Origin of the sequence: Lysinibacillus fusiformis (genome assembly GCF_016925635.1) — a bacterium.
Taxonomy (GTDB): domain Bacteria; phylum Bacillota; class Bacilli; order Bacillales_A; family Planococcaceae; genus Lysinibacillus; species Lysinibacillus fusiformis_F.
Genome location: NZ_CP070490.1, coordinates 4,624,304 through 4,648,031 on the forward strand (window position 1 = coordinate 4,624,304; position 23,728 = coordinate 4,648,031).

Annotated in this window: 27 protein-coding genes; 5 read left to right on the forward strand and 22 right to left on the reverse strand. The window is 38.6% G+C overall.

All coding sequences use genetic code 11. The features are described from left to right. Window positions 1–128 precede the first annotated feature (128 nt). Window positions 129–1,022 (reverse strand): LysR family transcriptional regulator, encoded by an 894-nt coding sequence (locus JTI58_RS22865; RefSeq protein WP_205443943.1) that lies wholly within the window; start codon window positions 1,020–1,022, stop codon window positions 129–131. Between the two features lie 139 nt (window positions 1,023–1,161). Here JTI58_RS22865 and hutG point away from each other — a divergent pair, with 139 nt between their 5' ends. Both hutG and gltS read left to right on the forward strand, forming a co-directional pair. Continuing rightward, window positions 1,162–2,127 (forward strand): formimidoylglutamase, encoded by a 966-nt coding sequence (gene hutG, locus JTI58_RS22870; RefSeq protein WP_205443944.1) that lies wholly within the window; start codon window positions 1,162–1,164, stop codon window positions 2,125–2,127. Continuing rightward, window positions 2,124–3,308 carry a sodium/glutamate symporter gene (gene gltS / locus JTI58_RS22875; protein ID WP_205443946.1) on the forward strand — a complete coding sequence of 395 codons (1,185 nt, stop codon included), beginning with the start codon at window positions 2,124–2,126 and terminating at the stop codon, window positions 3,306–3,308. Before hutG ends, gltS begins: the two co-directional genes overlap by 4 nt. A 48-nt stretch (window positions 3,309–3,356) precedes the next feature. On the opposite strand, the gene JTI58_RS22880 is transcribed toward gltS, so the two are convergent. From JTI58_RS22880 to JTI58_RS22910, 7 genes are all read right to left on the reverse strand, one after another. Beyond that, window positions 3,357–4,619, reverse strand: coding sequence for a polysaccharide deacetylase family protein (locus JTI58_RS22880; RefSeq protein ID WP_205443948.1), 1,263 nt, complete (start codon window positions 4,617–4,619; stop codon window positions 3,357–3,359). 312 nt (window positions 4,620–4,931) lie between these two features. Beyond that, entirely contained in the window at window positions 4,932–5,123 is a 192-nt protein-coding gene (locus tag JTI58_RS22885) for a hypothetical protein (protein ID WP_205443949.1), read from the reverse strand. Between the two features lie 184 nt (window positions 5,124–5,307). Further along, window positions 5,308–6,144, reverse strand: a complete 837-nt coding sequence (locus tag JTI58_RS22890; protein ID WP_205443951.1) for a D-alanyl-D-alanine carboxypeptidase family protein — start codon at window positions 6,142–6,144, stop codon at window positions 5,308–5,310. Window positions 6,145–6,222: 78 nt separating this feature from the next. Next, window positions 6,223–6,840 carry a histidine phosphatase family protein gene (locus JTI58_RS22895; RefSeq protein WP_205443953.1) on the reverse strand — a complete coding sequence of 206 codons (618 nt, stop codon included), beginning with the start codon at window positions 6,838–6,840 and terminating at the stop codon, window positions 6,223–6,225. Window positions 6,841–6,872: 32 nt separating this feature from the next. Next, the gene (locus tag JTI58_RS22900; protein ID WP_205443955.1) at window positions 6,873–7,292 is read right to left on the reverse strand and encodes a DUF3995 domain-containing protein; all 420 of its coding nucleotides are present in this window, start codon (window positions 7,290–7,292) and stop codon (window positions 6,873–6,875) included. A gap of 93 nt (window positions 7,293–7,385) precedes the next feature. After that, the gene (locus JTI58_RS22905) at window positions 7,386–7,895 is read right to left on the reverse strand and encodes a TetR/AcrR family transcriptional regulator (protein WP_205443957.1); all 510 of its coding nucleotides are present in this window, start codon (window positions 7,893–7,895) and stop codon (window positions 7,386–7,388) included. 198 nt (window positions 7,896–8,093) lie between these two features. Continuing rightward, entirely contained in the window at window positions 8,094–9,782 is a 1,689-nt protein-coding gene (locus JTI58_RS22910) for an AAA family ATPase (protein WP_205443958.1), read from the reverse strand. Between the two features lie 93 nt (window positions 9,783–9,875). Between JTI58_RS22910 and JTI58_RS22915 the strand changes: the two genes are divergently transcribed. Next, on the forward strand, window positions 9,876–10,307 hold the full coding sequence (locus tag JTI58_RS22915; RefSeq protein WP_205443959.1) for a hypothetical protein: 432 nt from the start codon (window positions 9,876–9,878) through the stop codon (window positions 10,305–10,307). A 33-nt stretch (window positions 10,308–10,340) separates the two neighbouring features. Here JTI58_RS22915 and JTI58_RS22920 read toward each other — a convergent pair whose 3' ends face one another. The 4 genes from JTI58_RS22920 to JTI58_RS22935 all read right to left on the reverse strand — a co-directional run bounded on the left by JTI58_RS22920 (window position 10,341) and on the right by JTI58_RS22935 (window position 12,926). Beyond that, on the reverse strand, window positions 10,341–11,270 hold the full coding sequence (locus JTI58_RS22920; protein WP_243456221.1) for a helix-turn-helix transcriptional regulator: 930 nt from the start codon (window positions 11,268–11,270) through the stop codon (window positions 10,341–10,343). Window positions 11,271–11,673: 403 nt separating this feature from the next. Then, on the reverse strand, window positions 11,674–11,988 hold the full coding sequence (locus JTI58_RS22925) for a YbjQ family protein (RefSeq protein WP_205443961.1): 315 nt from the start codon (window positions 11,986–11,988) through the stop codon (window positions 11,674–11,676). Further along, complete coding sequence (locus JTI58_RS22930; RefSeq protein ID WP_205443962.1) at window positions 11,988–12,479, reverse strand: nucleoside 2-deoxyribosyltransferase; 492 nt, start codon at window positions 12,477–12,479, stop codon at window positions 11,988–11,990. Before JTI58_RS22930 ends, JTI58_RS22925 begins: the two co-directional genes overlap by 1 nt. Window positions 12,480–12,491: 12 nt before the next feature. Continuing rightward, entirely contained in the window at window positions 12,492–12,926 is a 435-nt protein-coding gene (locus JTI58_RS22935; protein ID WP_205443963.1) for a GNAT family N-acetyltransferase, read from the reverse strand. A gap of 183 nt (window positions 12,927–13,109) precedes the next feature. Here JTI58_RS22935 and JTI58_RS22940 point away from each other — a divergent pair, with 183 nt between their 5' ends. Together JTI58_RS22940 and JTI58_RS22945 are read left to right on the forward strand one after the other, a co-directional pair. Beyond that, window positions 13,110–14,276, forward strand: coding sequence for an immunity 26/phosphotriesterase HocA family protein (locus JTI58_RS22940; protein ID WP_205443964.1), 1,167 nt, complete (start codon window positions 13,110–13,112; stop codon window positions 14,274–14,276). A 111-nt stretch (window positions 14,277–14,387) separates the two neighbouring features. Beyond that, window positions 14,388–15,422 carry a YdcF family protein gene (locus JTI58_RS22945; RefSeq protein WP_205443965.1) on the forward strand — a complete coding sequence of 345 codons (1,035 nt, stop codon included), beginning with the start codon at window positions 14,388–14,390 and terminating at the stop codon, window positions 15,420–15,422. 61 nt (window positions 15,423–15,483) lie between these two features. Here JTI58_RS22945 and JTI58_RS22950 read toward each other — a convergent pair whose 3' ends face one another. From JTI58_RS22950 to JTI58_RS22995, 10 genes are all read right to left on the reverse strand, one after another. Continuing rightward, a complete protein-coding gene (locus JTI58_RS22950) occupies window positions 15,484–15,951 on the reverse strand; it encodes a hypothetical protein (protein ID WP_205443966.1) in 468 nt (155 codons plus the stop codon). 21 nt (window positions 15,952–15,972) lie between these two features. Further along, on the reverse strand, window positions 15,973–16,440 hold the full coding sequence (locus tag JTI58_RS22955) for a DUF4259 domain-containing protein (RefSeq protein ID WP_205443967.1): 468 nt from the start codon (window positions 16,438–16,440) through the stop codon (window positions 15,973–15,975). 69 nt (window positions 16,441–16,509) lie between these two features. Next, window positions 16,510–16,701 (reverse strand): hypothetical protein, encoded by a 192-nt coding sequence (locus JTI58_RS22960; RefSeq protein ID WP_205443969.1) that lies wholly within the window; start codon window positions 16,699–16,701, stop codon window positions 16,510–16,512. Window positions 16,702–16,719: 18 nt separating this feature from the next. Next, window positions 16,720–17,520 carry a hypothetical protein gene (locus JTI58_RS22965; protein ID WP_205443970.1) on the reverse strand — a complete coding sequence of 267 codons (801 nt, stop codon included), beginning with the start codon at window positions 17,518–17,520 and terminating at the stop codon, window positions 16,720–16,722. A gap of 17 nt (window positions 17,521–17,537) precedes the next feature. Continuing rightward, window positions 17,538–18,233: a DUF4274 domain-containing protein gene (locus tag JTI58_RS22970; RefSeq protein WP_205443972.1), complete on the reverse strand. Its 696-nt coding sequence runs from the start codon at window positions 18,231–18,233 to the stop codon at window positions 17,538–17,540. A 15-nt stretch (window positions 18,234–18,248) separates the two neighbouring features. Continuing rightward, window positions 18,249–19,910, reverse strand: a complete 1,662-nt coding sequence (locus tag JTI58_RS22975; protein ID WP_205443973.1) for a DUF6138 family protein — start codon at window positions 19,908–19,910, stop codon at window positions 18,249–18,251. Between the two features lie 64 nt (window positions 19,911–19,974). Further along, window positions 19,975–21,036 (reverse strand): suppressor of fused domain protein, encoded by a 1,062-nt coding sequence (locus tag JTI58_RS22980; RefSeq protein WP_205443975.1) that lies wholly within the window; start codon window positions 21,034–21,036, stop codon window positions 19,975–19,977. 403 nt (window positions 21,037–21,439) lie between these two features. Then, window positions 21,440–21,988: a hypothetical protein gene (locus tag JTI58_RS22985; RefSeq protein ID WP_205443977.1), complete on the reverse strand. Its 549-nt coding sequence runs from the start codon at window positions 21,986–21,988 to the stop codon at window positions 21,440–21,442. A gap of 337 nt (window positions 21,989–22,325) precedes the next feature. After that, on the reverse strand, window positions 22,326–23,048 hold the full coding sequence (locus JTI58_RS22990) for an SDR family NAD(P)-dependent oxidoreductase (protein ID WP_205443978.1): 723 nt from the start codon (window positions 23,046–23,048) through the stop codon (window positions 22,326–22,328). Window positions 23,049–23,118: 70 nt separating this feature from the next. Further along, window positions 23,119–23,523, reverse strand: coding sequence for a cysteine hydrolase family protein (locus JTI58_RS22995; protein WP_205443980.1), 405 nt, complete (start codon window positions 23,521–23,523; stop codon window positions 23,119–23,121). Window positions 23,524–23,728 lie beyond the last annotated feature (205 nt).

Here is a 23,728-nt window from a genome sequence, read left to right on the forward strand (position 1 = left end):
GCTTGAACTTCGCAAAATGAATGAATGTTCATTTTCATTCTTACAATAAATGTTACCGCTATTTTTCTAGTAAAGCAATGTTCTATTTTTGAATTTTCTAACAAAAAGGAAAATTCATTACTATGGACTTACGTCGTTTTATTTTCAAAAAACTGTAAAATATCCTTCAATAATTGTCGGATGGCTAATGGTAAATGACGATTTTTCAAGTACACTAGATAGACATTTCGACTTAAATTCACACCCTCAATTTCTTTTTTTACAATCGTTTTGGCAGTCGGCCCTTGCAAGTAATTTTCAGGTAATATGGTCACACCTAAATGTTCTCGTACAAGCGATACAGCGGTTTCAAAACGCTCAATTTCAAATTGGATATTGATGCTTTTACCAGCCTGTTCAAATGACGTTAAGATATCTCGTCTTGTTTGAAAGCCCTCGGTACTAATAATAAATGGTTCTTCACAAATATCTGAGATGGTTAGAACCTCCTTTTGGGCTAACGGATGATGTAAAGGTAACACTGCGACCAATCGTTCTTCATATAAGGTTTGAACTTCTAAATCTGGATCATCCATTAGCTGATTGGTGATGATTACATGCGTTTTATAGCTTTTCAAGGATTTTTTCACCCGCTTACTGCCTAAAATATCGACTAAATGAATTTTCATTTGTGGATAGTCTTTTTTATAGTTGGCGATTACTTTCGGGAGCCAATGCTTGATCGATTCCATGCCCCCAATAGTGATGTCCTTCGTGCCATGAACAATCACTTCATCCATTTCAATTTTCAATACTTCCATATTTTTCACAATAACTTTTGCCCGTTCAAAAAGTAACTCTCCTGCTTCTGTTAATTGCAGATTTCTAGTATTTCTTTCTAATAAGGGGGAGCCAATCTCTTGTTCTAATTTTTTGATAGCATTACTTAAGGAAGGCTGCGAGATATGCAGTCTTTCTGCGGCTTTTGAGAAATTCATCTGTTCTGAAACAGCGATAAAATAGTGTAATTGTTTAATGTCCACCTATAGATACCTCCAATATTTATAGTTAAAAGCTATAGATTAATATTAATTATATATTAGTAATTATAATTATGTGAATATATAATGAATTACAACAATACTTTTTCTACAATAATATTAACAATGGGGTTGATAAATTATGTACACACTGACAGATCAAAAACAATGGAAAGGCCGAATAGATTCAACGACAAATACAAGCAGTTTTCGTTTACACCAACAAGTTAAAAGATTGGCGATTAATGATGTAAGCGCTTCAGATAAGAAAAGCGCTGCACTCGTTGGTTTTATCTGCGATGAAGGGGTACGTCGAAATCAAGGTCGTGTAGGTGCAGCAAACGGACCAAACGCACTGCGAGAAGGATTAGCAAGTTTACCGTGGACATTTGAGGACGATCAACAAGTCATTGATGTTGGCAATATCGTTTGTCTGAACCATGCGTTAGAGGATGCACAGCGTGAGCTTGGTGAAGTAGTAGCAACAGTACTGCAAAAAAAATTAGCATGTGTTGTGCTAGGTGGCGGACATGAAACGCTGTATGGCCATTATGTAGGCGTTCGTTCTGCCCTACCGAAGGATGCTAAAATCGGCATCATTAATATAGATGCTCACTTCGATTTACGACCATACGATGAACAAACTTCGTCAGGTACGATGTTCCGCCAAATTTTAGAGCAGGATCCACACGCTGACTATTTTGTTGTTGGTATCCAACGCTATGGCAATACAAGAGAACTTTTCGAAAAAGCCGATGAATTAAAGGTGAAGTATGTTTATGAAGATCAAATGACAGTAGCCAACCAACAGCAATTATCGGATGAATTACAGCACTATATGGATCAACATGATTATATTCTTTTAACATTATGTATGGATGTCTTGAATGCAGCTTTCGCTCCAGGTGTAAGTGCTCCTTCACCGTTTGGGCTTGACCCATCGACTGTGCGCACAATCCTCCAACAAGTCACTTCACACCCTCACACACATTCATTTGATATTTGCGAGGTCAATCCGTTATTAGATGAAAACGGACGTACCGTGAAATTAGGTGCTTATTTTGTGTATGAAGCACTGAACAACTTACTTAGGAGGCAAGGTTCATGATCGAAATTAATCAAATTACAACGGTGTTTCTAGCCGTGGCACTCTTTGCATTGGGTGGCTTTCTTATCAATAAAATAGGCTTTTTAAAGCGTTTCTGTATCCCAGCTCCCGTGGTTGGTGGTTTATTGTTCGCTGCCCTTGCTACCATCTTAAAAACAACGGGAATCCTAGAAATATCCCTTGATACTTCTTTACAAAGCTTATTTATGATTACTTTCTTTACGACAATTGGCTTAGGTGCAAGCTTTAAACTAGTAAAGCTCGGTGGAAAATTACTCATTATTTACTGGCTAGCATGTGGCTTCCTAGCGTTAATGCAAAATGTCATTGGGGTATCGCTTGCCTCACTCATGGGCATTCATCCTTTAATCGGAATGATGGCTGGAGCCGTTTCTATGGAGGGTGGTCATGGAGCTGCCGCTGCATTTGGTCAAACTTTAGAAGATTTAGGTATTTCTTCAGCCATGACAATTGGTGCCGCTGCCGCAACATGTGGTCTAGTTGCTGGTGGTTTAATTGGTGGTCCAATTGTCAAATATTTAGTAGGTAAATACAATTTAACACCAGATGAACAAGAATCGGAAGAAATCGAATATGAGAATAAACATGAGCAAATTACATCCGATTCGTTCTTTACACAAGTCTTATTAATTACATTCTGTATGGCTGTCGGTACGTATGTCGGGACTTTATTCTCAGAGGCAACAGGCTTCGTTCTGCCAGGTTATGTGGGAGCAATGTTTGTAGCTGTCTTAGTCCGCAATATGATGGACAAATTCAAACCAGAAGCAATCAATATGAAGAGTATCTCATTAATTGGTGATGTCACATTAGGTGTTTTCCTTTCCATGGCGCTAATGAGTATCAAGTTATGGGAAATTGCTGATTTAGCGCTTCCATTATTTATCATTGTCTTTGCGCAAGTATTCTTTATTGTTGTATTTAGTATTTTTGTATTGTTTAAATTACTTGGCAAAAACTACGATGCAGCTGTTATGGTAGCTGGTTTTGCAGGACATGGTTTAGGGGCCACACCAAATGCCATGGCCAATATGTCAGCCGTTGTGCAACGCTTCGGTCCTTCTAAAAAAGCCTTCCTCGTCGTTCCGATTGTCGGTGCCTTTTTAATCGACGTATTTGGTATTCCAATTATCATTACAACGATCAATTTATTTAAATAAAAAAGAGCTTTGCAGTCGTCCAGTGTAGACGATTGCAAAGCTTTTCTATTATTGTAATATCTCACTTACTGTGACAAATTCATAGCCTTGTTTCTGTAAATAAAGAATGACATTTTCTAAACCATTGGCTGTCGTTTGATGGATATCATGCATTAAAATAATACTACCATCCTTTACAGAGGCTTTGACATACGCCAAAATTTTATCTGGATTGTGATGTTTCCAATCCAGTGTATCAATCGACCACAAAATAGAAGGGATTGTCATGACAGAACGTACTTGGTCATTGGTCGCTCCATATGGTGGACGGAAAACGGTTGGATACTGCCCAATGGCTGCATAAATAGCATTACCTGTGCCATTGACTTCTTGTTTAACGCCTGCTATTGATAAGGTCGTTAATTTTTTATGGCTCAAGGTATGGTTGCCGATTTCGTGCCCTGCTTCATAGACTTGCTTAACGATTGCAGTATTTCTTGATACATTTTTACCTACCATAAAGAATGTAGCCTTGGCATCGTATTTTTTTAACGTTGCCAAAATTTGTGGTGTCACCTTGGCATCAGGCCCATCATCAAATGTTAAAGCTACCCGTTTTTTTGCGCCTTTCGCCACTGGCACACCTTTATTATAAACTTTGTTATCTATTAACTGAATATCGGCTAGCTCAGAAGCTTTGACATACCCTTTTTGGTCACCCGCTTCTACATAGGCCCAGCCTGCAAGTGTTATGTAATACTGGACAGTTGTTTTATTGGCAAGTGTACCAAGAACTTCTCCGTTTGGACTCGCTGTTAAACGTAATTCAGCACCAGCCACAGCTTGGATTCGTTTCTTTGTTGGGACAGGTTTTTTTAATGCGTTTGTCGCTACATACCCTATCTCCTCGCCATATTGAACGAAAGACCAACCACCAGGTGCTGTGCCATACACATAAATCATTCGTCCTTCATAGAGCTGTCCTACATGCTGGGCATGTTGACTTGGGGCTGTAAATAAAGTCGTACCACCCTTTTGAATCACTAAGTAACCCTCAGACTTCAGCTTGACTAAAACATCAGATGTGACATAGCCCTCCTGCTCTGGCGTTTGAATATGTGTCCATCCTTTACTTGCTTGTGTTACTGAAACAAAGCTTCCTTTTGATAATTCCCCAATCTCCGCACTATTCGTAGAAGCTTCTTCATAGATTACCGCATCTTTGGTAACCTTTTGAATCACCACTGACCCTTCAGCACTTGCTGAAAGTTGCCCAGCCAATATGCATATCATAAACGTCAAAACGATTGCATAGGGTAAAAATTTTCTCATTGTTCTACACCGCCCTTAGATGTCTTCCATGTCTGTTTGCTAAAAAAATGTTAAGATTTAACTTTCATTATAGAGGAAACATTCATACCAGAAAATAGTAATAATCAACTAGATTCCCTATTGCAAGGCTACTCAAAACGTATTTTAATAAATACTTATACATTCCTCCTTCCCGTTTTTCTACGAAACTATGCATAGTTTATGCTAATTCAATGATGTCGACTTATTTTGTTAGTTCCTATTTTGAGAATGGATCATCTTCGTGCTGCTACTAATGAGCCGTTGCTACTTAGAATGGAGCGGTACTATTACTTAGGTGAGCGGCTCTCTCCTTATTTGGAGCGAATTTCTCACATCTTTGAGCGGCTCTCTCCTCTTTTGGAGCGGGGTTCTCTCCTTTTTGAGCAGCTCTCTCCTCTTTTGGAGCGGGGTTCTCTCCTTTTTGAGCGGGTCCCTTCTCATTTGGAGCGCTTCTCTCACCTTTATGAGCGGCTCTCTTCTCATTTAGAGCGCTTCCACCACTTTTATGAGCAGCTCTTCTCAGGAATAGATCCTCTTCCTCGTATCAAGCAGCTTCTCCCAAAAAACCTGGATTATCTACTACCGTCCCTAAAATATTCAATGCCCTCCTTTCTATTAAGACGCTGGGAACCATGAAAAAGTTGAGCTTTTTTCATTATTTTTCCTCTCATAAAGCCTCGTAGGCAGTGAGGGCATCCTCGATATGTGGGGGTGGGGTCCACATATAGCTTGGGGCATTGGTTGTAATGAATAAAAAAGATTTCCCTTCTTTTTCGATTATGGACGCCAGACACAGTCCTGCTTCTGGGGTATAGCCTGTTTTTCCACCTAGTATTGGTCCGTCTAGACCCGGCAATTTTGTAAATAATGAGTTTGTAATTATTAATTGGTTGGGTACATGAGTTGTGTAGCTTTTCGAGGTAAAGATTTGATAAAAGATAGGATTTTCTAACGCATAACGTAGAAGTTTACTGATGTCCCGCACGCTGGATACATGTGCCTCATCATGTAGGCCACTGGTGTTAACAAAATGTGTATCATGCATGCCTAATTCCTGCGCCTTATTATTCATCAACGTAACAAATTTATCCTCACTACCTGCCACAGCATCTGCAAGTGTTCCGGTTGCATCGGCACCTGAGGCAAGGAGTGTGCCATACAATAAGTCCTCCATCGTGACAAAATCTCCTGCTTGAAAGCCTGCCATCGAAGCATTTTGTGCCGTATAGTTCGCAATCGTTTGGGGTTCTACAATGGTTTGTGTTTGTAAATTATCTGTCATCTCTATGGCAACGATAGCTGTCATGATTTTTGTTAAGGATGCAGGATAAATAATAGCATCCGCATTTTTTTCGTATAATACTTCGCCCTGTTCATTGAGTAACAAAGCATTTTGACTATGTAATGATGGCAGTTCTAGATGAGCGAGTTCATATGTTTTGTTTATACAATAAAATAAGAAAACCACGATACAAAGACAGCCCAATAACATCCATTTTTTCATAAAAAACGCCTCCTACACATTATAATAGGCGGCATTTCTTAATATTCCTTGAGAAAAATGAGATGAACTCAAATATTTTCACATGTAAAAATCATCTTCGTAATTTGAACTAATTCTTGTAATCTCTTTATTAGTTAGTTTGAACAATACATCTTGAGAAACCTCTAGCTTGAGAGCCTCTTCTTTATTTAGACCAGCATAGACGCCGCGCAAAATACGCCCCGTCAAACCGTGCGAGACAACAATTACTTTTGAAAATGGTTGAATCTCTTCAAGCAAAGCAGTTAGTCTGCTCACAACAGCTTCATAGGTTTCTCCATCTGGTGCACGAAAATACCAATTGAAGGCATCCGTGTTCGTTAATAAAGCAGGCCAATTTTGCTGTATTTCTGCCATGGTTAAGCCAGCCCATTGTCCCACAGCAACCTCTGTTAAACGTTGATCCTGCTTCACCTTGTTAATGTTATAGCCAAGCGTTTCACAAAGTATGACTGTGCTCTGCATGGCTCTTCCCATTGGACTTGATAGGATGGTCCATTCATCTGCATCGCCAATGAGTGATTTCAGCATGCGTGCATTTTGCTGAACTTGCTCCCGGCCACGCTCTGTTAGTGGTGAATCAAGCTGTCCCTGATATCTCCCTTGTGTATTATAATTTGTCTCACCATGACGAAGTAAGTAGATTATTTGCTCCATTTTATTTCCCCCATTCCAAAGTAAAATAGCTGTTAAAACAACACTAGTACATAGACCAAGCTAAGAAACAAACATAACGGACTATACCATTTCGAATCATTTTGAGCAAACTTGGAATGCTTAATGGTTTTAAAAAAGCCAACATATTTAAAATCACCAATTGCTCGTATCAAAAATACCAGCGCACAAACGATACTGCCTACTTTTGAAAAAATAGAGGCTTGAAAAAATGTCATCCACCCTCCTTGAATAAGGATGATACTACTTGCTAGCAACACCAGTATTGCTACACAGAGCGTTCCCCATTTCCTAGGAACAAAAACGGCTTGTTGGCTGCCTTCTTTCATAGGAATAACAGCTTCTGTACCCCATCGACCACCAAAAGCCCAATAAATATGTATTACACTAATCAGCCATAATAGTCCTACTGCGACCATTGATAAAATAAACATGTTCTACCTCCACATTCACATTCCCATACGCTATCGTATGTTTTGGCGATAAATATAGTCCCTCAAAGCTTATGTCGGCTCTGAGAGACCTTCTTATTGTAATAGGAGCTTAATCATCTTTTCGAGATCGAAATGAGGATTGGCTTCGAATCGTGTCATCCAGCCAATATAGGTTAAATAAGCCAATCTTGCACGGTCAGTAGATTCATTTATATCTACACCACTTTTTTGATAGAGTGTCGCCACACAGCCAATTCGCTGCTCCTCTATTTGAACGATACGCGTTGCGACATCTGAATCATATTTGGCCCAAGCATAAATGCCTATCTCCATTTTTTTATTTTTGTGAAAACTTATCCGTAAAAGCTGTTCTAAAGTAGCATCTTCTTGCTCCATGCTTTGAATAATGGCCTTTGTCGCATGGGTTTCCCAATAGTAAAGCATGGCATCTAATAGCTGTTGACGATCACGAAAATAATGATAAAAGCTCCCCTTGCTAATATTTAATGATCGAGCAAGTGCTTCAATACGTACTTTATGTATGCCCGCTTCTGCTAATTGATCTAGACCCGCTCTAATCCAATCTTCTTTCGTTACTTGCATGATTGCCCTCCAAAAAATACGATAGCGTATGTTTTGTCTTATATTACCACCTTATGCATCCCTCATCAACTTTTATCGTTTTTATGGCGAACATTAATATGATTATTCACTGTAACATGGACTGTTACCACTCGTGGTAAAATACATGCACACACTATAATAAGCGCAATCAACTTTTTCATTCGTCTACTCCTTGTCTTAAAAAGTATTATCAAATAGCTTTTCTGCAATGCCCTGTAAAATATCTTGCTCCTCAAATGTCATAAGTTCATCTTTCGTGATTGTTGCCTGTTGAATCAATCGGGTTGATTGGATTGTCACTAGTTTTTCAAACAAGTTTCGAATATAACGACCATTCGAGAAATTAGGGATGGTTTCAATTGGCATATGACGTAGCTGTGCTTTCATATGTTGGGCAAATGCATCGCCAAATTGATAGTCGTTCGTTTGACAAAGCATCGCAAAGATATCATAGAGTTCATCAGTGCTAAAATTATCGAATTGTACAAAATGATTAAAACGAGATTTAAAGCCTGGATTAGATTGTAAAAATTCCTCTATCAGCTCTGTATAGCCAGCAACAATAATTACTAAATCATCACGTAGATCCTCCATTGCCTTTAATAAACTATCAATTGCTTCCTTCCCAAATGCATCCTGTTTATCATTTATTAATGCGTAGGCTTCATCAATAAAAAGTACCCCACCCTTTGCTTTGTTAACGACTTCCTGAACCTTTAACGCTGTTTGTCCAACATAGCCAGCGACTAGCCCCGCACGATCTGTTTCCACAAAATGCCCACTTGAAAGGACACCAAGATGCTTGTAGATTTGGCCAATAATACGTGCCACCGTTGTTTTACCTGTGCCTGGATTACCCGAGAAGACAAGATGATACGTAATAGGAAAGCTTGTTAAACCATGATCCACACGCAAGCTTTGAATTTTAATAAAGTTAATTAAATTATGTAATTCCTTCTTTGCATTTGGAAGGCCTACAAGACTATCTAATTGTTTTTGTAGCTTGGCAATCTCTTGTTCGATTTCAGGTGTGATGCGTAATCGTTCGTCGTTGATAAATTCTCCACTATAGATGATTTTGCCCTCTTCATTAAAATAATCGCCTCGTCCATGTTTTTTGCCTTGCACGAGGTCACCAATATAAGAAGCCTGCCCATTGGCATAATATAGCGTTCCTTGCCCTGTCATCACATCCTCTTTAAATTGCCCTTCCGCTTCTAGAATCCCATCCCTAGCATATACTTTGCCTTTACCATGCTTTAGATCTTCAAAAAAATGACCTTCATAGTGGAGTATTGTTACCCCACGATCAAGCTCCTCAGTTGTTGGTGATTCTGTAGGATAATACAGCTTCCCAGCCCCTTGCATATGATGCCAAATAAAATCACCCTCATATTGTAACAATCCATTTGGATAATATTGCTTGCCTTTTCCTTTTTTCATGCCGTGGACAAAATCACCCTCATACTGTGGTTGATTTAAATGTGGGTACTGTGATCGCAGTGCTTGATAAGGGGCCGTCACGTCCTCTTCATAATATAGAATTCCATAACCATCCATTAAATCATTGCGAAAATGACCTTCATAATGAATATGACCATCCTTGTATAAAATGCCATGACCTTGTTTTTTATTTTGAATGAATTCGCCCTGATAAATGAGTTGTCCTTTTAAATACATGATGCCATTGCCTTGCTTCATATGATTGACGAATTCACCCTCGAATAATAATTCTCCTTCTTGATCAAATAGCGAGCCCTTGCCGTCATAGATATCGTGGCCAAAATCATTCTTTTTGACGCCACCTCGATACATGACCGTTCCATTTGGATAAAATAGTTCTTTTTCTTCATGATTATGTGTCATTTAATTGCCTTCCTTCATCATTTCAGTATATGCTCAATTATAGCGTGGAAAAGAATACATATGTGTGAATTTTTAGAATTTAAGGAGACGAGCATGAAAAAAAGATACAAGCTACTTCTAGGCATTTTACTACCACTACTTATTCTGTATATCTCGACAATGTTGTTAACACGAGACACTGATTTTACAACAGAGGTAACAGAACGTCTCGAAATGGAGGAAATTTATGAAATTGAAATCATTCGTTCCTCAGATGAGAAAACATTGACCATTACTGATGCAGCAGAAATTAATCAAATGATGCAGCCATTAAAGAACCTGCCTTTAAAAAAAGTGTGGTTTTCTAAATCCAATTCTAATGAAGCTTACTGGCTGACATTATCGATCAATGATGGCAGGGAAATTGGCTTGCGTTTAGATGATAATCAGCATTTATTTGTATATTTATATGAAGAAAACTACATGAAAGATTATAAACTTGCTAAGGATGTCGATATGACATTCATCAAGCAATTGTTTCAGTAATCGTAAAAACCCGTGCGCAAATGCACGGGTTTTTTATATGCAACGATAATTTTGCTGCATAGCTTCGATGATTTCAATAATCTCTTCTCTCAATTCAATTGGCTCTAACACCTCTATATCGGCTCCTTGACTTAACAACCATTCTTTCATGCCATGTCCTAACACTTCTGCCTCAAAAACATATTCATGCTTGTTTTTGGAAACTAGGTTGGCTGTTGGGAAACGACCGTAAACAATTTGAGGAGATTGGCCTTTATAGAGAATACGTATATGAGTAAGCTCATTAGCGTCCCCTACTCGTAATTGATTTACAGCGGGAAATTGAAATTTTATATCCATTTCACGAAAATGCTGAATACGATCCATTCTGTAAACAGTTGGGGTGTCATGATTATCTGCCATTAAGTAAAAATAATGTGTTGAAAAGATAATAGCGAGCGGCTTTAAAACCTTTGTAGTTGGAATAGCTTCACCCTCCTGTAAATAATCAATGGTAATGACCTTTTTCTTTTGAATGGCTGCTGAAATCTCCCATATCAATGACAATAATGACTTATTATGATGGACATCTTCATATACAGCTTTTTCATTTAATAATATTTGATCCAGTTGATCTACTGCTACTTGTGAGAGAAGCTGCTCCATGATCTCACCGATATCAGACTTTATGAGTGCTTTAGATGCAATCAATATTTTAACGATGACCAGCACCTGTTCTTTTGATAAACGATTGCTTTCCGTATTCATTAATTTATACACTTTTTCTGTTCGCACATATTGTAAATGGCAATCAAGCTTAGCCTTTTCCAGATACGTACGAATCTCATCGATATCCCGTTGTATGGTTTTTTCACCAACCTGATGTGTCAATGCTTCCTGCTTCTTGTTGATTCCTTGGCCATTCATCAATCGATCAAACATCGATAGAACGCGATAGCCTTTGCCTTGTTGTGAATCTACCATATATCCCACTCTTCCTTCTATCATGCCCAGCTTGCAAGACATTGGACATAAATAGCCTTCCTACTATCAATTACGCCTCAGCGTGATTGCGTACGGATTTTTTCGAGTTGCTCCAAAAGCTCCTCTTCAAAATCTGTGACATCCGCTAGGGCTTTTATCTTGATTCAGTCGGTGTTTGGACACCCGCTAAGATGGGTGTTTTCTGCTGAATCAAGATAAAACTTCTACTTTATTGGTATAATTTGTACTATACGCATCCTACAATAAATCACCATTCAAGCAGCACAATAGACTGTATTTCTGACATAATTAACTAAAATTTTACAGCATTTTAGATGAAGGTGTCACTTTTTAACCATTGAAAAAGGACTTCCATTGAATGAATGAAAGTCCTTCTACTCTTTTATTTGAATTTTACAGCCGTTCCATATACCAATACTTCTGATGTACCATCCATTACAGAGGAAGTAGCATAACGAACGCCTACAATCGCATCTGCACCTAATTGTTTGGCTTCTTCAACCATTGCCTCTGTGGCAATTTCACGAGAGCGCACAAGCATTTCAGCATACTCTTTCATCTCTCCACCTACAATATTGCGAAGTCCAGCTATCATGTCACGACCAATGTTTCTGGATTGAACAGAATTCCCTTTCACCAGTCCTAATGTTTCAATAATATCTTTTCCTGCCACAATGTCTGATGTAGCTAATAGCATCATGATGCCTCCCCGTTCTTTAGTTTTTGTATTGCTTTCACAGCCTCTTCAATAGAAGATGTTATCACGCCATTGCGTTTAATTAACCCAACAACAAATAAATTACGATAAACAAACTGATTCTCTAGCCCATCTCGGATCAGAGCCTCTATTTTTTGCATGTTGTCCCGCCCCTGCTGACGAACATCTGTTAGTACACCAATAATGGGACGATTCAGCATAGAAAACGCACCAATTTCTGCGGCTACACCTGAATCAATTTCCACCCCATCCAATACAGCTATTAGTACATCACTATTTTGTAGCATCTCTAAATCGGCTTGGGCAATGGCTAGACTATCTGCATAGGCAGATTTATCATTGATGGCTTCATTCTCCTGGGGTACATACAATGCGATGCCTGGCACTGCCTCGCGAATAGCTGCTGCCAATTGTTCATTCACTAAACGATCCCCTAACGAAAATAATCCATTTGCTAAATATGCTTTCATGTTTAGAACTCCTTAATCGATTGTTTTTTCAAATATAATTTTATGTCTTCCTTTTTCATCACTAAATGTTGATACTATATCAAAACCATGTTTGAGGTTGGTAATGAGCATGGCTTTGCGTGTATTTCTACCATATGTACGAACTTTGTGAAAGCCTAAAGACTTGATATGTTCGTGCTGTTGTTTCATTAATTGGCTTGCAATCCCCTGACCTCGTTTCGTCACATGAACGCCACCCAACCAACTATAAAAAACACCATCTGGATGTGGATAGCCTAGTTTAAAGCCGATTAATGTGCCACCTTCCACTGCCAATATGCAAAGAAGGCCTTCTTTCTTTTCTAGCTTTTCGAGTGGCAAATTAGCACCATCAAAAACGTGTGCGTGGATTTTCTGTAATTGTTCAAGCCAAGCATAGGGTATGCCTTCTATCGTCACAATATGCATATTCATCACCTCTGTCTGTCATTATAGCAGTTCTATAGCCTGAAGAAAAAGATAGACATCTGCTCCAAAAGCAATTATTACCACTGCATAAAAGTAACTATTTTCCACCTTAGCTATTTTCGTCCTTCATCAATTTCAGTATACTGGACGAAAATAAGAAACGATAGTTAGGAGGAAATCCAGTTGACACCATTTACTAGTTGGTTAACCAATTCATTGCGCCCTTATTTCGGCCTACATACCCTAGAAACACATTGGGAAACGATTCAGATTCGAGAGGATTATTTTATTTGCCTAGAAGGTGATCTCATTAAAAAAAGAATTTTCGTTAATGAGCATAGCTACCAAGAAGCAGATGTGGACATTTTAACACGTAATCGAGAAGTCATCGTCCCTCAAACCGCGCGTGGAAAAGAAAAGAAATTGAATTACACCAATATCTCTGCTGTGAAAGCTGCAGGCGTTGTTTTTTCTGCTAGTCTAGGTAACCAAAATCATCCATCTAGCTCTATTACGGCTCGTAATACCAAAACATATTACCAGCTACCACTAACAGGCTTTGAGCATTTAACGACTAAATCGGCTCTCTTGAATTGGTTACAGCAATTTCCATCCCAGCTTCCTGCAAATTATTCAGCCAAGCTTGAAAAGCTAACAAAGATGAAAAGTCTACGCTATAAGACTGTGCCAGGCGATATTTTCCGTGTAGAAATCGACTTATTTGTAGACGGCTATGTGCTTGTTATTGGCGATTTACGTCAAATGCAAAAGGATCATCTCTTTGCAGAAGATAGTATTTGGCATAATGTAATGACAATGCCATTGTTCGTCCGGCCCTATTTGTTGACAACGACAGAGCGCGTGCCTTCTCTTGAAGAAATCATATCTGCTCCATTGGCCGCTCAAACCCATATTGTGATGGACGACCATTTTATGCGAGGGTGCTATGAAAAGATAGGTCACAAAATGTTAACAGCATCCGATATTGTATTCCCAATGGGCTATGGCGTGACACTAAACTATGGAAAAGAGCCTCGATATCGTCTATCCTGGGGAACAGGAAACATTAGCAAACCTGCACCTTCAACCTTATTTCAAACAGCTAGCCGTTTTACCAATCATGGTGTCTCTGCAGGCATTGCCAGTGATTGGTTGAAACCAGAAGAAGGAATTGTAACAGAGTCGCTAGATCATCCGCACTTCCGCGAAGAACGTCAGCGGGCACTAGCTGAATTTAGTTTACCAGAAGATATCTCCTACGATGATTTTAATCGCCAAACTGGTGGATTGACGCGCACCCAATATATTGATTACCTCAATAAAACCTATCCTCGTACACACAAAAAATAGAGGGGGCTTCTAAATGCTCCCCCTCCACTTTTCATCGATGGTTGATTTCATCCAATAATTACTTATAATAAAGAGATATTAAACAACTCCATCACTTGAGGTGCATTTTGTATGTATTTTGGCATTATTCCACTGATTCTTTTCGTCGTTTTTCTCATTTCTTACTTCAAAGACCCAAGAAAAATGATCAATGGGCTATTATTTAATCTATTTGTCTGTTCATTTCTGCTATTCTGCGTCATCCTATCTTTAGCATCTGACCATTACTTTTTAAGGCTTATTGTCATTATTCCACTCATTGCTCTATTCATCCTAATTCCTTTTGGCATTGTTGCTTTAATGTTTGGTTTATTTTTAAATGCAAGAGTATTAATGAAGCGAGAAGGTAGACGTTTAGCCAATTCCTTAACACTACTCGTGGCGATTGGCATCTTATTATTTATCCTATTACCGATTATCAATCCAGCAAGTTTGTTTTCAATCCATCTCCAGCCCATTTTTGGTGGAATTTCACTCATTACGTTTTATTTTTTTATCCATTTATCCAATTTTTTATCCGCTTATTTTCTTTACCAATTCAATCGACCTCGATTGAACCAAGACTTTATTATTGTGCTAGGCAGTGGATTAATTAATGATAAGGTCCCTCCACTTTTAGCTAGTAGAATTCAAAAGGCAATGGATTTCTATCATAGGCAAGCAGCAGTGACTACACCACCTACCATTATTTTCTCTGGTGGACAAGGTCCTGATGAGAATCTACCAGAAGCTGAAGCGATGCAACGATATGCAATTGAAAAAGGCATTCCTATTGAGCATACACTTCAGGAGAACCGCTCTGTGAATACCTATCAAAATATGTTATTTTCTAAGCAGCTCATGGATGATCGAAAACAAGGTGAAACCTACAACAGTATTTTTACCACAAATAATTTCCATCTATTTCGTGCAGGTATTTATGCAAGACTCGCGGGCTTAGATAGTCAGGGCATTGGCTCTAAGACAGCCTTTTACTATTGGCCCAATGCGATGATTCGTGAATATGTAGCGATTGTTGTGATGACACGAAAACGCCATATGAAAATGATTGGACCTATTGTAATCATTTCCATAGCATTATCTCTATTCAGCTTTGTCTTTGTATAAGTTCTATCATATGGATTCGTGCACTTTTTATAGAAAGTGTCACGAATCCTTTTTGATGCTGTCATACCCAAAATTTCTTCATCTGTTGCTCATATAATGTCTCATAGTAAATTTGGCGAGGATAGCGTTGTTCTTGTAATACCTGATAGAGAATGGATTGACCTTCCTCATAGCGAATCCCCTCATCACAATGATCAAATAGTTCTCGTGTCAGCTGTCTTACTAGGCGAACATCTTTTGTATTCACTCTCCAGCCAAATTGAATCAAATCATGTTGATCAAGTGGATCACGATAAGTATCAAGTACCACACAGACATGTGGCAGCTGCTTATTCGCAAATACTAAAACATGCCCTGTATGGATGGATTGATTCAAATAACGTTCGTAAATCTCTGCTATCGGCACTTGGATATCAAGCACATCCATAATGGCCTGTAAAGTTGGATGTGTCTGATAGTCATCACTTGCTTCATCTGGATATTCAATCAATTCCATGATTGAAGCCATTATCCAAAAATCATAGGTCACTTACACTCACTCCATGTGTTTTTATTGTGGCAAACGGCTAATTTCTTGTTCCATTGTCTGAATAAGGTAGGCTAAGTTGGACTGCCAGTCGGGCCAGCTCTTGGACTCTTGCCATAATTCTACAATCTCTCTACTACCCTGCTGATCAGGTATTTCGTCTCTAATGTCCTGTAAATACCGTAATAGAAATGTCAATGAGCCTTCATCCGCTACCCATTGTATTTCCCCATCCTTCCTTTCTTGACCATAAATGGTACCCGTATTCAGATATTGACTATAAAGCTCTGCCAAAGCCATGGCACTTATATCGTAGAAAAAGTCAATTTCCTCAAAGGTTTTACCAAAAAAGCCTTGCTGTTTCATAGCCTGTATAATACCCGATAATGTTATCTCATTGGATTCCTTATGCTGTTCCATAAAATCCTGTAAAAACGCCACTACATCTAAACCTTCATCACTTTCTAATGCTTTGTATCCCCATGCACCCATTTCATTGTCCTCTCCTTTTTACTTAATCTAATAAAGCTTTCGTAAAAATAAATGCTCAGCTCTCTGTAATTAAAATCTGCCTATCGTCTGTGTATTCCACCATGGCAGTATTCCATTGAACATGTTCACAGAAACTATCAAATAAATAGGGAGCCATTTAGAAGCTGTTCCTTTTCCATTAGGAGCTGCTGTCAAATACGCTATTTGCTTTAAAGGTTCCCTCGCTACAAGCTTCAACGGTCTTTTCGTCGGTTTCTTCATCGAATATCGCTCCTTTTTTTATAAGTAGGAACCGAAGTAGAACTCCATCTTTTCTTGTGAATAGCCATCCTGTCCTCTCCAAGTAGCCATTGACATAAAATCAGTTCCCCGTCCGCGCTCCTTGCGATAATCATCCTTCGATACGAGTAAACCCGCATAACCCCAGATTTCCATTACCACATCTCGTTCATATTGATTGGACTTGAAAACTTCTTTCCAGCGCTTCTCAAGCTGTCTAGCTGCATCTGTGTCGTTACAGGATTCTACTGCCGCTACCATCTGTTTTAGCAGGGCTACGTCTCCCTCACTTACATTCAATGTCTGTTGTTCTTTCACTAAGCATTCTAAGTCTAGTAAACAATAGACGAGCCAATTGAGGCGAACCCCTCCCCACTTGATTCGTTCAAAATTAAGCACATTTAAATCTTCATTTTCATACGCTTCATTTGACATGATTTTCTGCTCATTACAGTAGCCACAACCACTATAGGAGGCCAATGCCACAGGTCGTTCATGATACGTATGCATTGGTAAATTATGAGTAAGAGCCCAGCTCGATAAGGCACTGCGTAAATGTACCTTGCGCGTCGATAAACTATGCAAAAATGCCTTCACCACAAGCTCCTTTGTTAAGGCTTTCTCGTGAAGCTGTTGCAACCTTTGTACACATTCATCGTGGGAAATCGTTAATCGATCAAACATCAAACCCTTACTTTTAGCATATTGAAAATCTTCTTCTGTATAGGTATATCCACCAGATCGCCATCTACCAGATTGCCAATAGGTTTGCATTAATATTTTCCTTGCTTTCTGATCCATTGCTCTTTCCTCACTATCTATCGTTCTAATTTTCCCCGTAACATTTCCGCCATCTCTTTCCATGGTCGCTTCCAATCGGAACTCGCTATTTCTTCCTCTGTTAGTGCTAGCCAATACGCACCTTCCATTAGCTCAAACATGTCCATCATGGTAATAGGGGCACAAACTGGATTAGCTAATGCTGTGCGCATTGGCTCTGGTCCATCATCCCAGTTATAGTTATTGACAATGGCATGCAAAATGATAGCTGATGATATTTTGCTAATGTGCTGGCACATTGTATCGAGAGAATCCTCGTATAAAATGGTATCGACTTGCTGTTGTTCTACTGCATTCAAGGTTAGACGGATTGCACCTGGTGTTTCTAGCAATAAATCTGCTATTCTAGCATGCTCCCTGGCTGCAAACCAAGCTGTAGCTGTAATCCCCTCTGGCATATGTAAATTTACACCCTCTGCAAGTAGTAATGAAATCACTTTTTCTTGCTTACACTTTACAGCCTTTTTAAGCGCTGTATCACCTAGCTTGTCTCGTGCCTCCAAATCAATATGTTGTGCCATAAGAAGCTGGATTCCTTCTAGGGGCATTCGATTTGTTATAAAAAGCATCAGCGGTGTTCTCCCTCGTGCATCTCGCTCATTTACATCTAGTTTACTTAAGGCCTTTCGGACGACCTCCAGATCCTTGGATTTACTCACTTCCGCCCATTCCATTCGTCTTCCCTCCTTTCAGGAATCCATCCATTGCAGTAATTTCTCTAGTTCATCCTTTATGGGTGCTGATTCTTGCTTTAGTCGCTGTGCAAACTTCTTGGAACTACCGAATATTTGGTATAATGCAAATGCACGCTGATAATCTTCTTTCTTCTCCAGCTCTTGTCGAAGCGCCACGAGTAAATCCAGTTCCCTGATGTCAATACCCTTTAATGGCTTCGCCGATTCACTTGCACCAAGTAAAATAGCTACAAACACAGGCATTATCTCCACCGATAGACCATGAGCTTCGAGAAAAGCCTCCGCATAAGCATCTTGCACGGATTGATGCTCTGTATCAACGAGTAACATATAACGTTGAACAAGCGTAAAATAATCCCTGCTAGAAAGCCCTAATCCTAAAACTGCATAGGTACCAGGCATAGCTGATTTTTCGCTTGGCTCGACATCCTGATACCAAGTAAATTCCTCCATCGCGAGCTGTGCATAGTCCGCCAATAATGGAAAAAGATTCGGAAATTCTAGGCAATTAGCGAAAAACTGATGAAGCTTTGATTTAGCTAACTTTTTAATAGGAAGATAATTTTTCGCTTTACTCTTTAAAGTCAGCTTATAGCCCTTCGGAAAACCTTCCTCTAACAGTTGATTGATATAGCAAAGCGCTTCACGATAAGCCGCTTCCTCTTCTACCATCACTCGTATATCAATCGTTTGTAAAATATCATTTGCTTGTCCTTGGAATACATCTCGCTTTCTTATGCTTTCAAAACGACCGCTACCTTTTTCCAAATAATCAGCTGCCTGCCGCGAGCCAAGCTGCTTAGCAAGTTCCAAGTATTCTAATCGCGTGGCTGGCTCTTTTTGACCAATTTTCAACGCAACATAAAGAAAGAAATCTAGTTTTTCCTGCTCTAGTTGTTGTACTGGGTCCTCCGTTATCAATACCCACTCTTTCATGTAATCGCCTGTTTGTTCAAAATAGTGCGTTAAAAAACGCTCCTCTGCCCAGTGCTTAAACGCCATCGTATAATAATAAATCCATTGGTCTAAACGCTCTTTATTGGCACGATGCTTTTCTTGAAGTCGATGAATAAGTGGTTCGACTTCCTCAGCTGTTTGATGGAAAAAATGTGGATTGACCAAATACTGCGCAAAGAAAAATTCATCGTTATCACTTGGTCTGACTGGCAGCTCTGCCATCACCTTTGTTTCTATAAATGTTGCCAGCACTTGTTTCGTTGACTCCAGTTTACGATTATTCAACAGCTCCTTTTGATATTGGCATACCGTTTTATCATCTTCAAATTCAAGTACCACCTGAAAGCGGTAATCAAAAAATCGGGGACCATATTGCTCAGATTGAAACATAGCCTCTGTTTTTGTACATAAAGCCGAAAAAAGCTCCTCAATATGGTGTACGTTTGTAAACTCTTGTATATATGGACCCGCTTCCACCTTATAGGAACTATCACTCCAACTAAATGGCTCATAAACATCTATCAAGATCGTGCCATTAGGGCTTTTTCCCTTTTTCCAGGTGACTTTTAAATAGTGAAAGATGCCTGCTTGTAACCTACTTTGCTCTTTCAAGTCTGTTATTCGTTTACTCTCTTGTTGATAAACAGCTGTGAGTTGCTCCCATACAGCCGCTAGAAAATGCTCTACACACTGCTTCACTGTACATCCTCGCTTTCTATTGTTAGAGAAAAATCTCTCGCTAAAGCCTAGCGAGAGATTCATCTTATCCGATTGTTTTCACAACCGCTCCTTCTTGATTTTTAATATATGTCTTCAAAATTTGAAAGCTTACATCAGCTAAAGAAGAAATGGTGAATTGACTTTCTTGCGGTATCAGCTTCTGACTTAATTCTTCTACTGCTGCCTTGTTCAATGTGATCGTAATCTCTTGACCATTTTCAGAAAAACCTACTTGATGGCCTGCTTTAAATATTATCGTTATTTGTTGACCGACTAAGCTAAGATCTTTATCTTTCAAAATTCGTCCACGTAATAATTTACTAATGACATCAGCTTGCTTTGCCCCAAGTTGAACGATAGTAGACTGTTTGTTAAACCAGCCCTTTTTTTCTACTTCCCAAGCGAGTTGATCTACGAAAAGAAACCCCGTATTAGAACCATCCTCCTCCATTCCTCGCGCAACTGCCTCGGCAACTTCAGGATTTTGGAGTAGAGAAGTTCTTGTTAAATCAGTAATATAGCTTTGGATTTCCTTGATGCCTGCCTCTAGCACACCAAGTGTATTCCACGTCTGCATCGCTTCTAACTCATCCTCTGTAATACCAACCATTTGGATAAACGCCATCTTGCCATTTGGTGTATCGATTTCAGCAAGCTCTGGATCATGTGTGAAGGCCAGTGCGGTTAATTGTGTATCGGCATCAAGACAAATCGGACCATTTGCATCTAAATAATCTCCCGCTCTAAAAACATTGCCACTATTAAACACATATCTGCCCATATTTTGGAGTAAATTCAACGCCCAAGCAGGTGGCTCTTCCTCATCTATTTGACATACTAGTCGAAATGTTAATTCAAATCCATAGCCACTATAGTCCTTATTTTCAAATTCCTTTTCATATAATTCCGAGAAGCCATATGTAACAAAATGCCAATGTGGAATCGATGTTTCGCTTTTATAAACACTTATTCCATCTAAAGGATCTTGTCCTCCTAGTGAATAGGGAATCAATGTCCCATAATGCATTGGCTCCTGCTCACCATACACCTGTGATAATGCCTGATCAATCGCATCCCAACCAACTGCTGTTACTTCTTCACTCATTTACATATCCTCCTTGCTACTATTCAATCATTGAACGTACATTCGCTACTAATTATGATAGCAATTTTATGGGGACTCTTTTAACAGGAATAGGACTCATTTTCCACTTTCCAACAACTAGGTTTATTGACATTCCATATGAGGTAAATATTACTAATAATCGACTGCGCCTTAGCGTAATTGCATCCATATTTTTTTGAGTTTGCTCGAAAAGTTCCTCCGCTTCGGTATTTGGATACCCACTGCATCAAAAGAACAATTTGTACTTTCATCTCACTACCGATAGAGAAGCGAGTTTTCTATTGAATGAAGATAAAAAGGCAATCCTCTATTTTACAAAATAGAAGATTGCCCGCGTGCGTGTCTATTTTACTATTTAAACGTAAGGTAGTGCGTACATTCGTTAACCGTAAAGCATAGCTGGCTCACGAACAGTTTGTAAATAGTCTGCCATTTTCCCTGCAAATACTTTCTCTAAATACGGTAATTGTGCTAGGCAATGAGGCGTCATTAATGCTGGATTTTGAACTATTCTTAGACCTCCCACTTTTAATAGCGTCGCTACAAACTGGGAACAAAAATAAGCACGCTCACGTCTCACTTCCTTTTGCATCACCACACCAAACAGTCCGATAAAATTATATTTATAGCGATCTCGATTCCAATACATATATCGGACAATTTTCATCATGTCTAAATATTGATAATGGGATATACGACAGCGATAAATAACGCAATCCGCACATTCAAATAGCCCTCTTTCTGCATCCTCTCGTAAAAAACCCCCACTTAATGGATTGTTCAATTGCCTTCGACCAAAGCTATACATCTCCAATAGCCCCTCGTCAAAGGCTATGGATGCATGATTCATCTCCTTGCCCGTATACATGCCAATCGCTTTTGATAATAACGTCCCTGTTTTGGTTAATACTATGTAAATCGTATGTGCCATATCTTCACCTACTTCAATGTTCTCTCTCCTACTACCAATACGTTTTAAATCTTCAAATGGTTTCGTAAATTTCCTTTTTTTATAATTATACACCGCGAATCTTAAATATTTCCTAGTAGAACCTGAAGATTTTCTTAAGATTTGATAGGGTGGAAGTGTTTTTAGAATTTAATGATGACGATGAAATGATGATGATTTTTTTACTACCTTTATTTATATGAGCTTACTTGTATGCATATGTGTGAGGTGATCTCGAAAATTTTTTCAGGGGTAAAGAATAACTGCTTATTATTTAATTAAAATACGCTACTCAACATGAGTAGCGTCTACCGAGTAATCAAGCATTTAAATCCGTTATGGCTGGCACATTAATTTCTTTTACACAGGAGACCGCTGATAAATTAATTACACATTGTACAATAGCTACAATATCTTGTACGGGAATTCTTGTACCTTCATATAAATGAATGGCCTTTTCGGCTCCTTCTTCATACGGTACTTCCGCTGCCAGTTCACCTGGATTAATACAAGTAACTGAAATTTTATCTTCTCTTAAATGTTCGCGTAGCGCATTTGTAATGCCCCTTAAGCCGAATTTAGATGTTACAAATGAAACTTGTGCATTGTTTGTGTGATCTAAGCCTGCCGTTGACCCAATTAAAATAACTTTCCCATGCTCCGCTTGTCTTAAGTTTGGTAAAAGTGCCTGAATATATGTAATAGTAGATGTTAGATTAATATTGATTAATTTAGAAATATCCTCTACTTCATCCTTATCAAATGTATAATTATCTTCAAATCCATGCTTTTCCCATACCCCAACATTATAAATTAATACATCGAGAGGAATGTCTTTTAACGCTTCTTTTAAAGTTGCTATTTGTTGTTGATTAGACAAATCGATTGATAGCCATTGACGATTTACTCCGTCAATTATATCTAAACTTTTAGGTCTCGTTCGTGATACCATCCATACTGTATCTCCTTTGACAGGTAAACCTTTGACAAACGCATCACCCAATCCTTGGCTAGCCCCAAATATAATGAAATTCCTACTCATATTGCCACCCTTTCTCGTTACAAAAATGTAATTAAAACCTGTATCCTTGTGTGAAAGGAATTTCTGCCATTCAAAGCATCTCTAATAACTGAAAAGAATCAATAACTTTCACCTTATTTGATCTTAACTTATTTAATGCTATTAATCTCTTTTTATCACTTGAACTTGCCACTGCATCTTTCACGACGGTCGTATGAAAATTATTGTGAAGAGAACAGCCTTCTGTAAACAAACCGACAATATGTATTTCTTTGATTCCATTACCATTTAAAAATCTAGTCAGTTCTGGGTTACTAAATGCATTAGCTTTATTTTTTGAAAAATAAACATTGTTTACTTTCAGCAATCTTTCATCTAGCTCAACTCCAGTACTCCCTTTTAACGCTGAATATTTCCTAAAAAAGTTCGCAATTTTTAGGTTCAAATTCATTGTATATGTAAATAATTGGACAATTACGACTGTGAATTTTTTCAATCATGGTATTAATTCTTTCTAACATGGATTCTACTAACCTATTACCCCCTCTCTAAAAAGACCATTTACATATATACACAAAACCAATGAATAGGATTCAAAACATAACATATTTATCCATTGTTAGATTTAGCAACGTACCCCTTATCTTTATCCAAAACGGATTTATAGAAAGATAAAAATTTTTCACTATGAATTAGTAGAT

Coding starts and splice junctions, on each gene's coding strand:
- hutG (WP_205443944.1), top strand. CDS start 1,162: ATGTACACACTGACAGATCAAAAACAATGGAAAGGCCGAATAGATTCA.
- gltS (WP_205443946.1), top strand. CDS start 2,124: ATGATCGAAATTAATCAAATTACAACGGTGTTTCTAGCCGTGGCACTC.
- JTI58_RS22880 (WP_205443948.1), bottom strand. CDS start 4,619: ATGAGAAAATTTTTACCCTATGCAATCGTTTTGACGTTTATGATATGC.
- JTI58_RS22885 (WP_205443949.1), bottom strand. CDS start 5,123: ATGAGAAGAGAGCCGCTCATAAAGGTGAGAGAAGCGCTCCAAATGAGA.
- JTI58_RS22890 (WP_205443951.1), bottom strand. CDS start 6,144: ATGAAAAAATGGATGTTATTGGGCTGTCTTTGTATCGTGGTTTTCTTA.
- JTI58_RS22895 (WP_205443953.1), bottom strand. CDS start 6,840: ATGGAGCAAATAATCTACTTACTTCGTCATGGTGAGACAAATTATAAT.
- JTI58_RS22900 (WP_205443955.1), bottom strand. CDS start 7,292: ATGTTTATTTTATCAATGGTCGCAGTAGGACTATTATGGCTGATTAGT.
- JTI58_RS22905 (WP_205443957.1), bottom strand. CDS start 7,895: ATGCAAGTAACGAAAGAAGATTGGATTAGAGCGGGTCTAGATCAATTA.
- JTI58_RS22910 (WP_205443958.1), bottom strand. CDS start 9,782: ATGACACATAATCATGAAGAAAAAGAACTATTTTATCCAAATGGAACG.
- JTI58_RS22915 (WP_205443959.1), top strand. CDS start 9,876: ATGAAAAAAAGATACAAGCTACTTCTAGGCATTTTACTACCACTACTT.
- JTI58_RS22920 (WP_243456221.1), bottom strand. CDS start 11,270: ATGGTAGATTCACAACAAGGCAAAGGCTATCGCGTTCTATCGATGTTT.
- JTI58_RS22925 (WP_205443961.1), bottom strand. CDS start 11,988: ATGCTATTAGCTACATCAGACATTGTGGCAGGAAAAGATATTATTGAA.
- JTI58_RS22930 (WP_205443962.1), bottom strand. CDS start 12,479: ATGAAAGCATATTTAGCAAATGGATTATTTTCGTTAGGGGATCGTTTA.
- JTI58_RS22935 (WP_205443963.1), bottom strand. CDS start 12,926: ATGCATATTGTGACGATAGAAGGCATACCCTATGCTTGGCTTGAACAA.
- JTI58_RS22945 (WP_205443965.1), top strand. CDS start 14,388: ATGTATTTTGGCATTATTCCACTGATTCTTTTCGTCGTTTTTCTCATT.
- JTI58_RS22955 (WP_205443967.1), bottom strand. CDS start 16,440: ATGGGTGCATGGGGATACAAAGCATTAGAAAGTGATGAAGGTTTAGAT.
- JTI58_RS22960 (WP_205443969.1), bottom strand. CDS start 16,701: ATGAAGAAACCGACGAAAAGACCGTTGAAGCTTGTAGCGAGGGAACCT.
- JTI58_RS22965 (WP_205443970.1), bottom strand. CDS start 17,520: ATGGATCAGAAAGCAAGGAAAATATTAATGCAAACCTATTGGCAATCT.
- JTI58_RS22970 (WP_205443972.1), bottom strand. CDS start 18,233: ATGGAATGGGCGGAAGTGAGTAAATCCAAGGATCTGGAGGTCGTCCGA.
- JTI58_RS22980 (WP_205443975.1), bottom strand. CDS start 21,036: ATGAGTGAAGAAGTAACAGCAGTTGGTTGGGATGCGATTGATCAGGCA.
- JTI58_RS22985 (WP_205443977.1), bottom strand. CDS start 21,988: ATGGCACATACGATTTACATAGTATTAACCAAAACAGGGACGTTATTA.
- JTI58_RS22990 (WP_205443978.1), bottom strand. CDS start 23,048: ATGAGTAGGAATTTCATTATATTTGGGGCTAGCCAAGGATTGGGTGAT.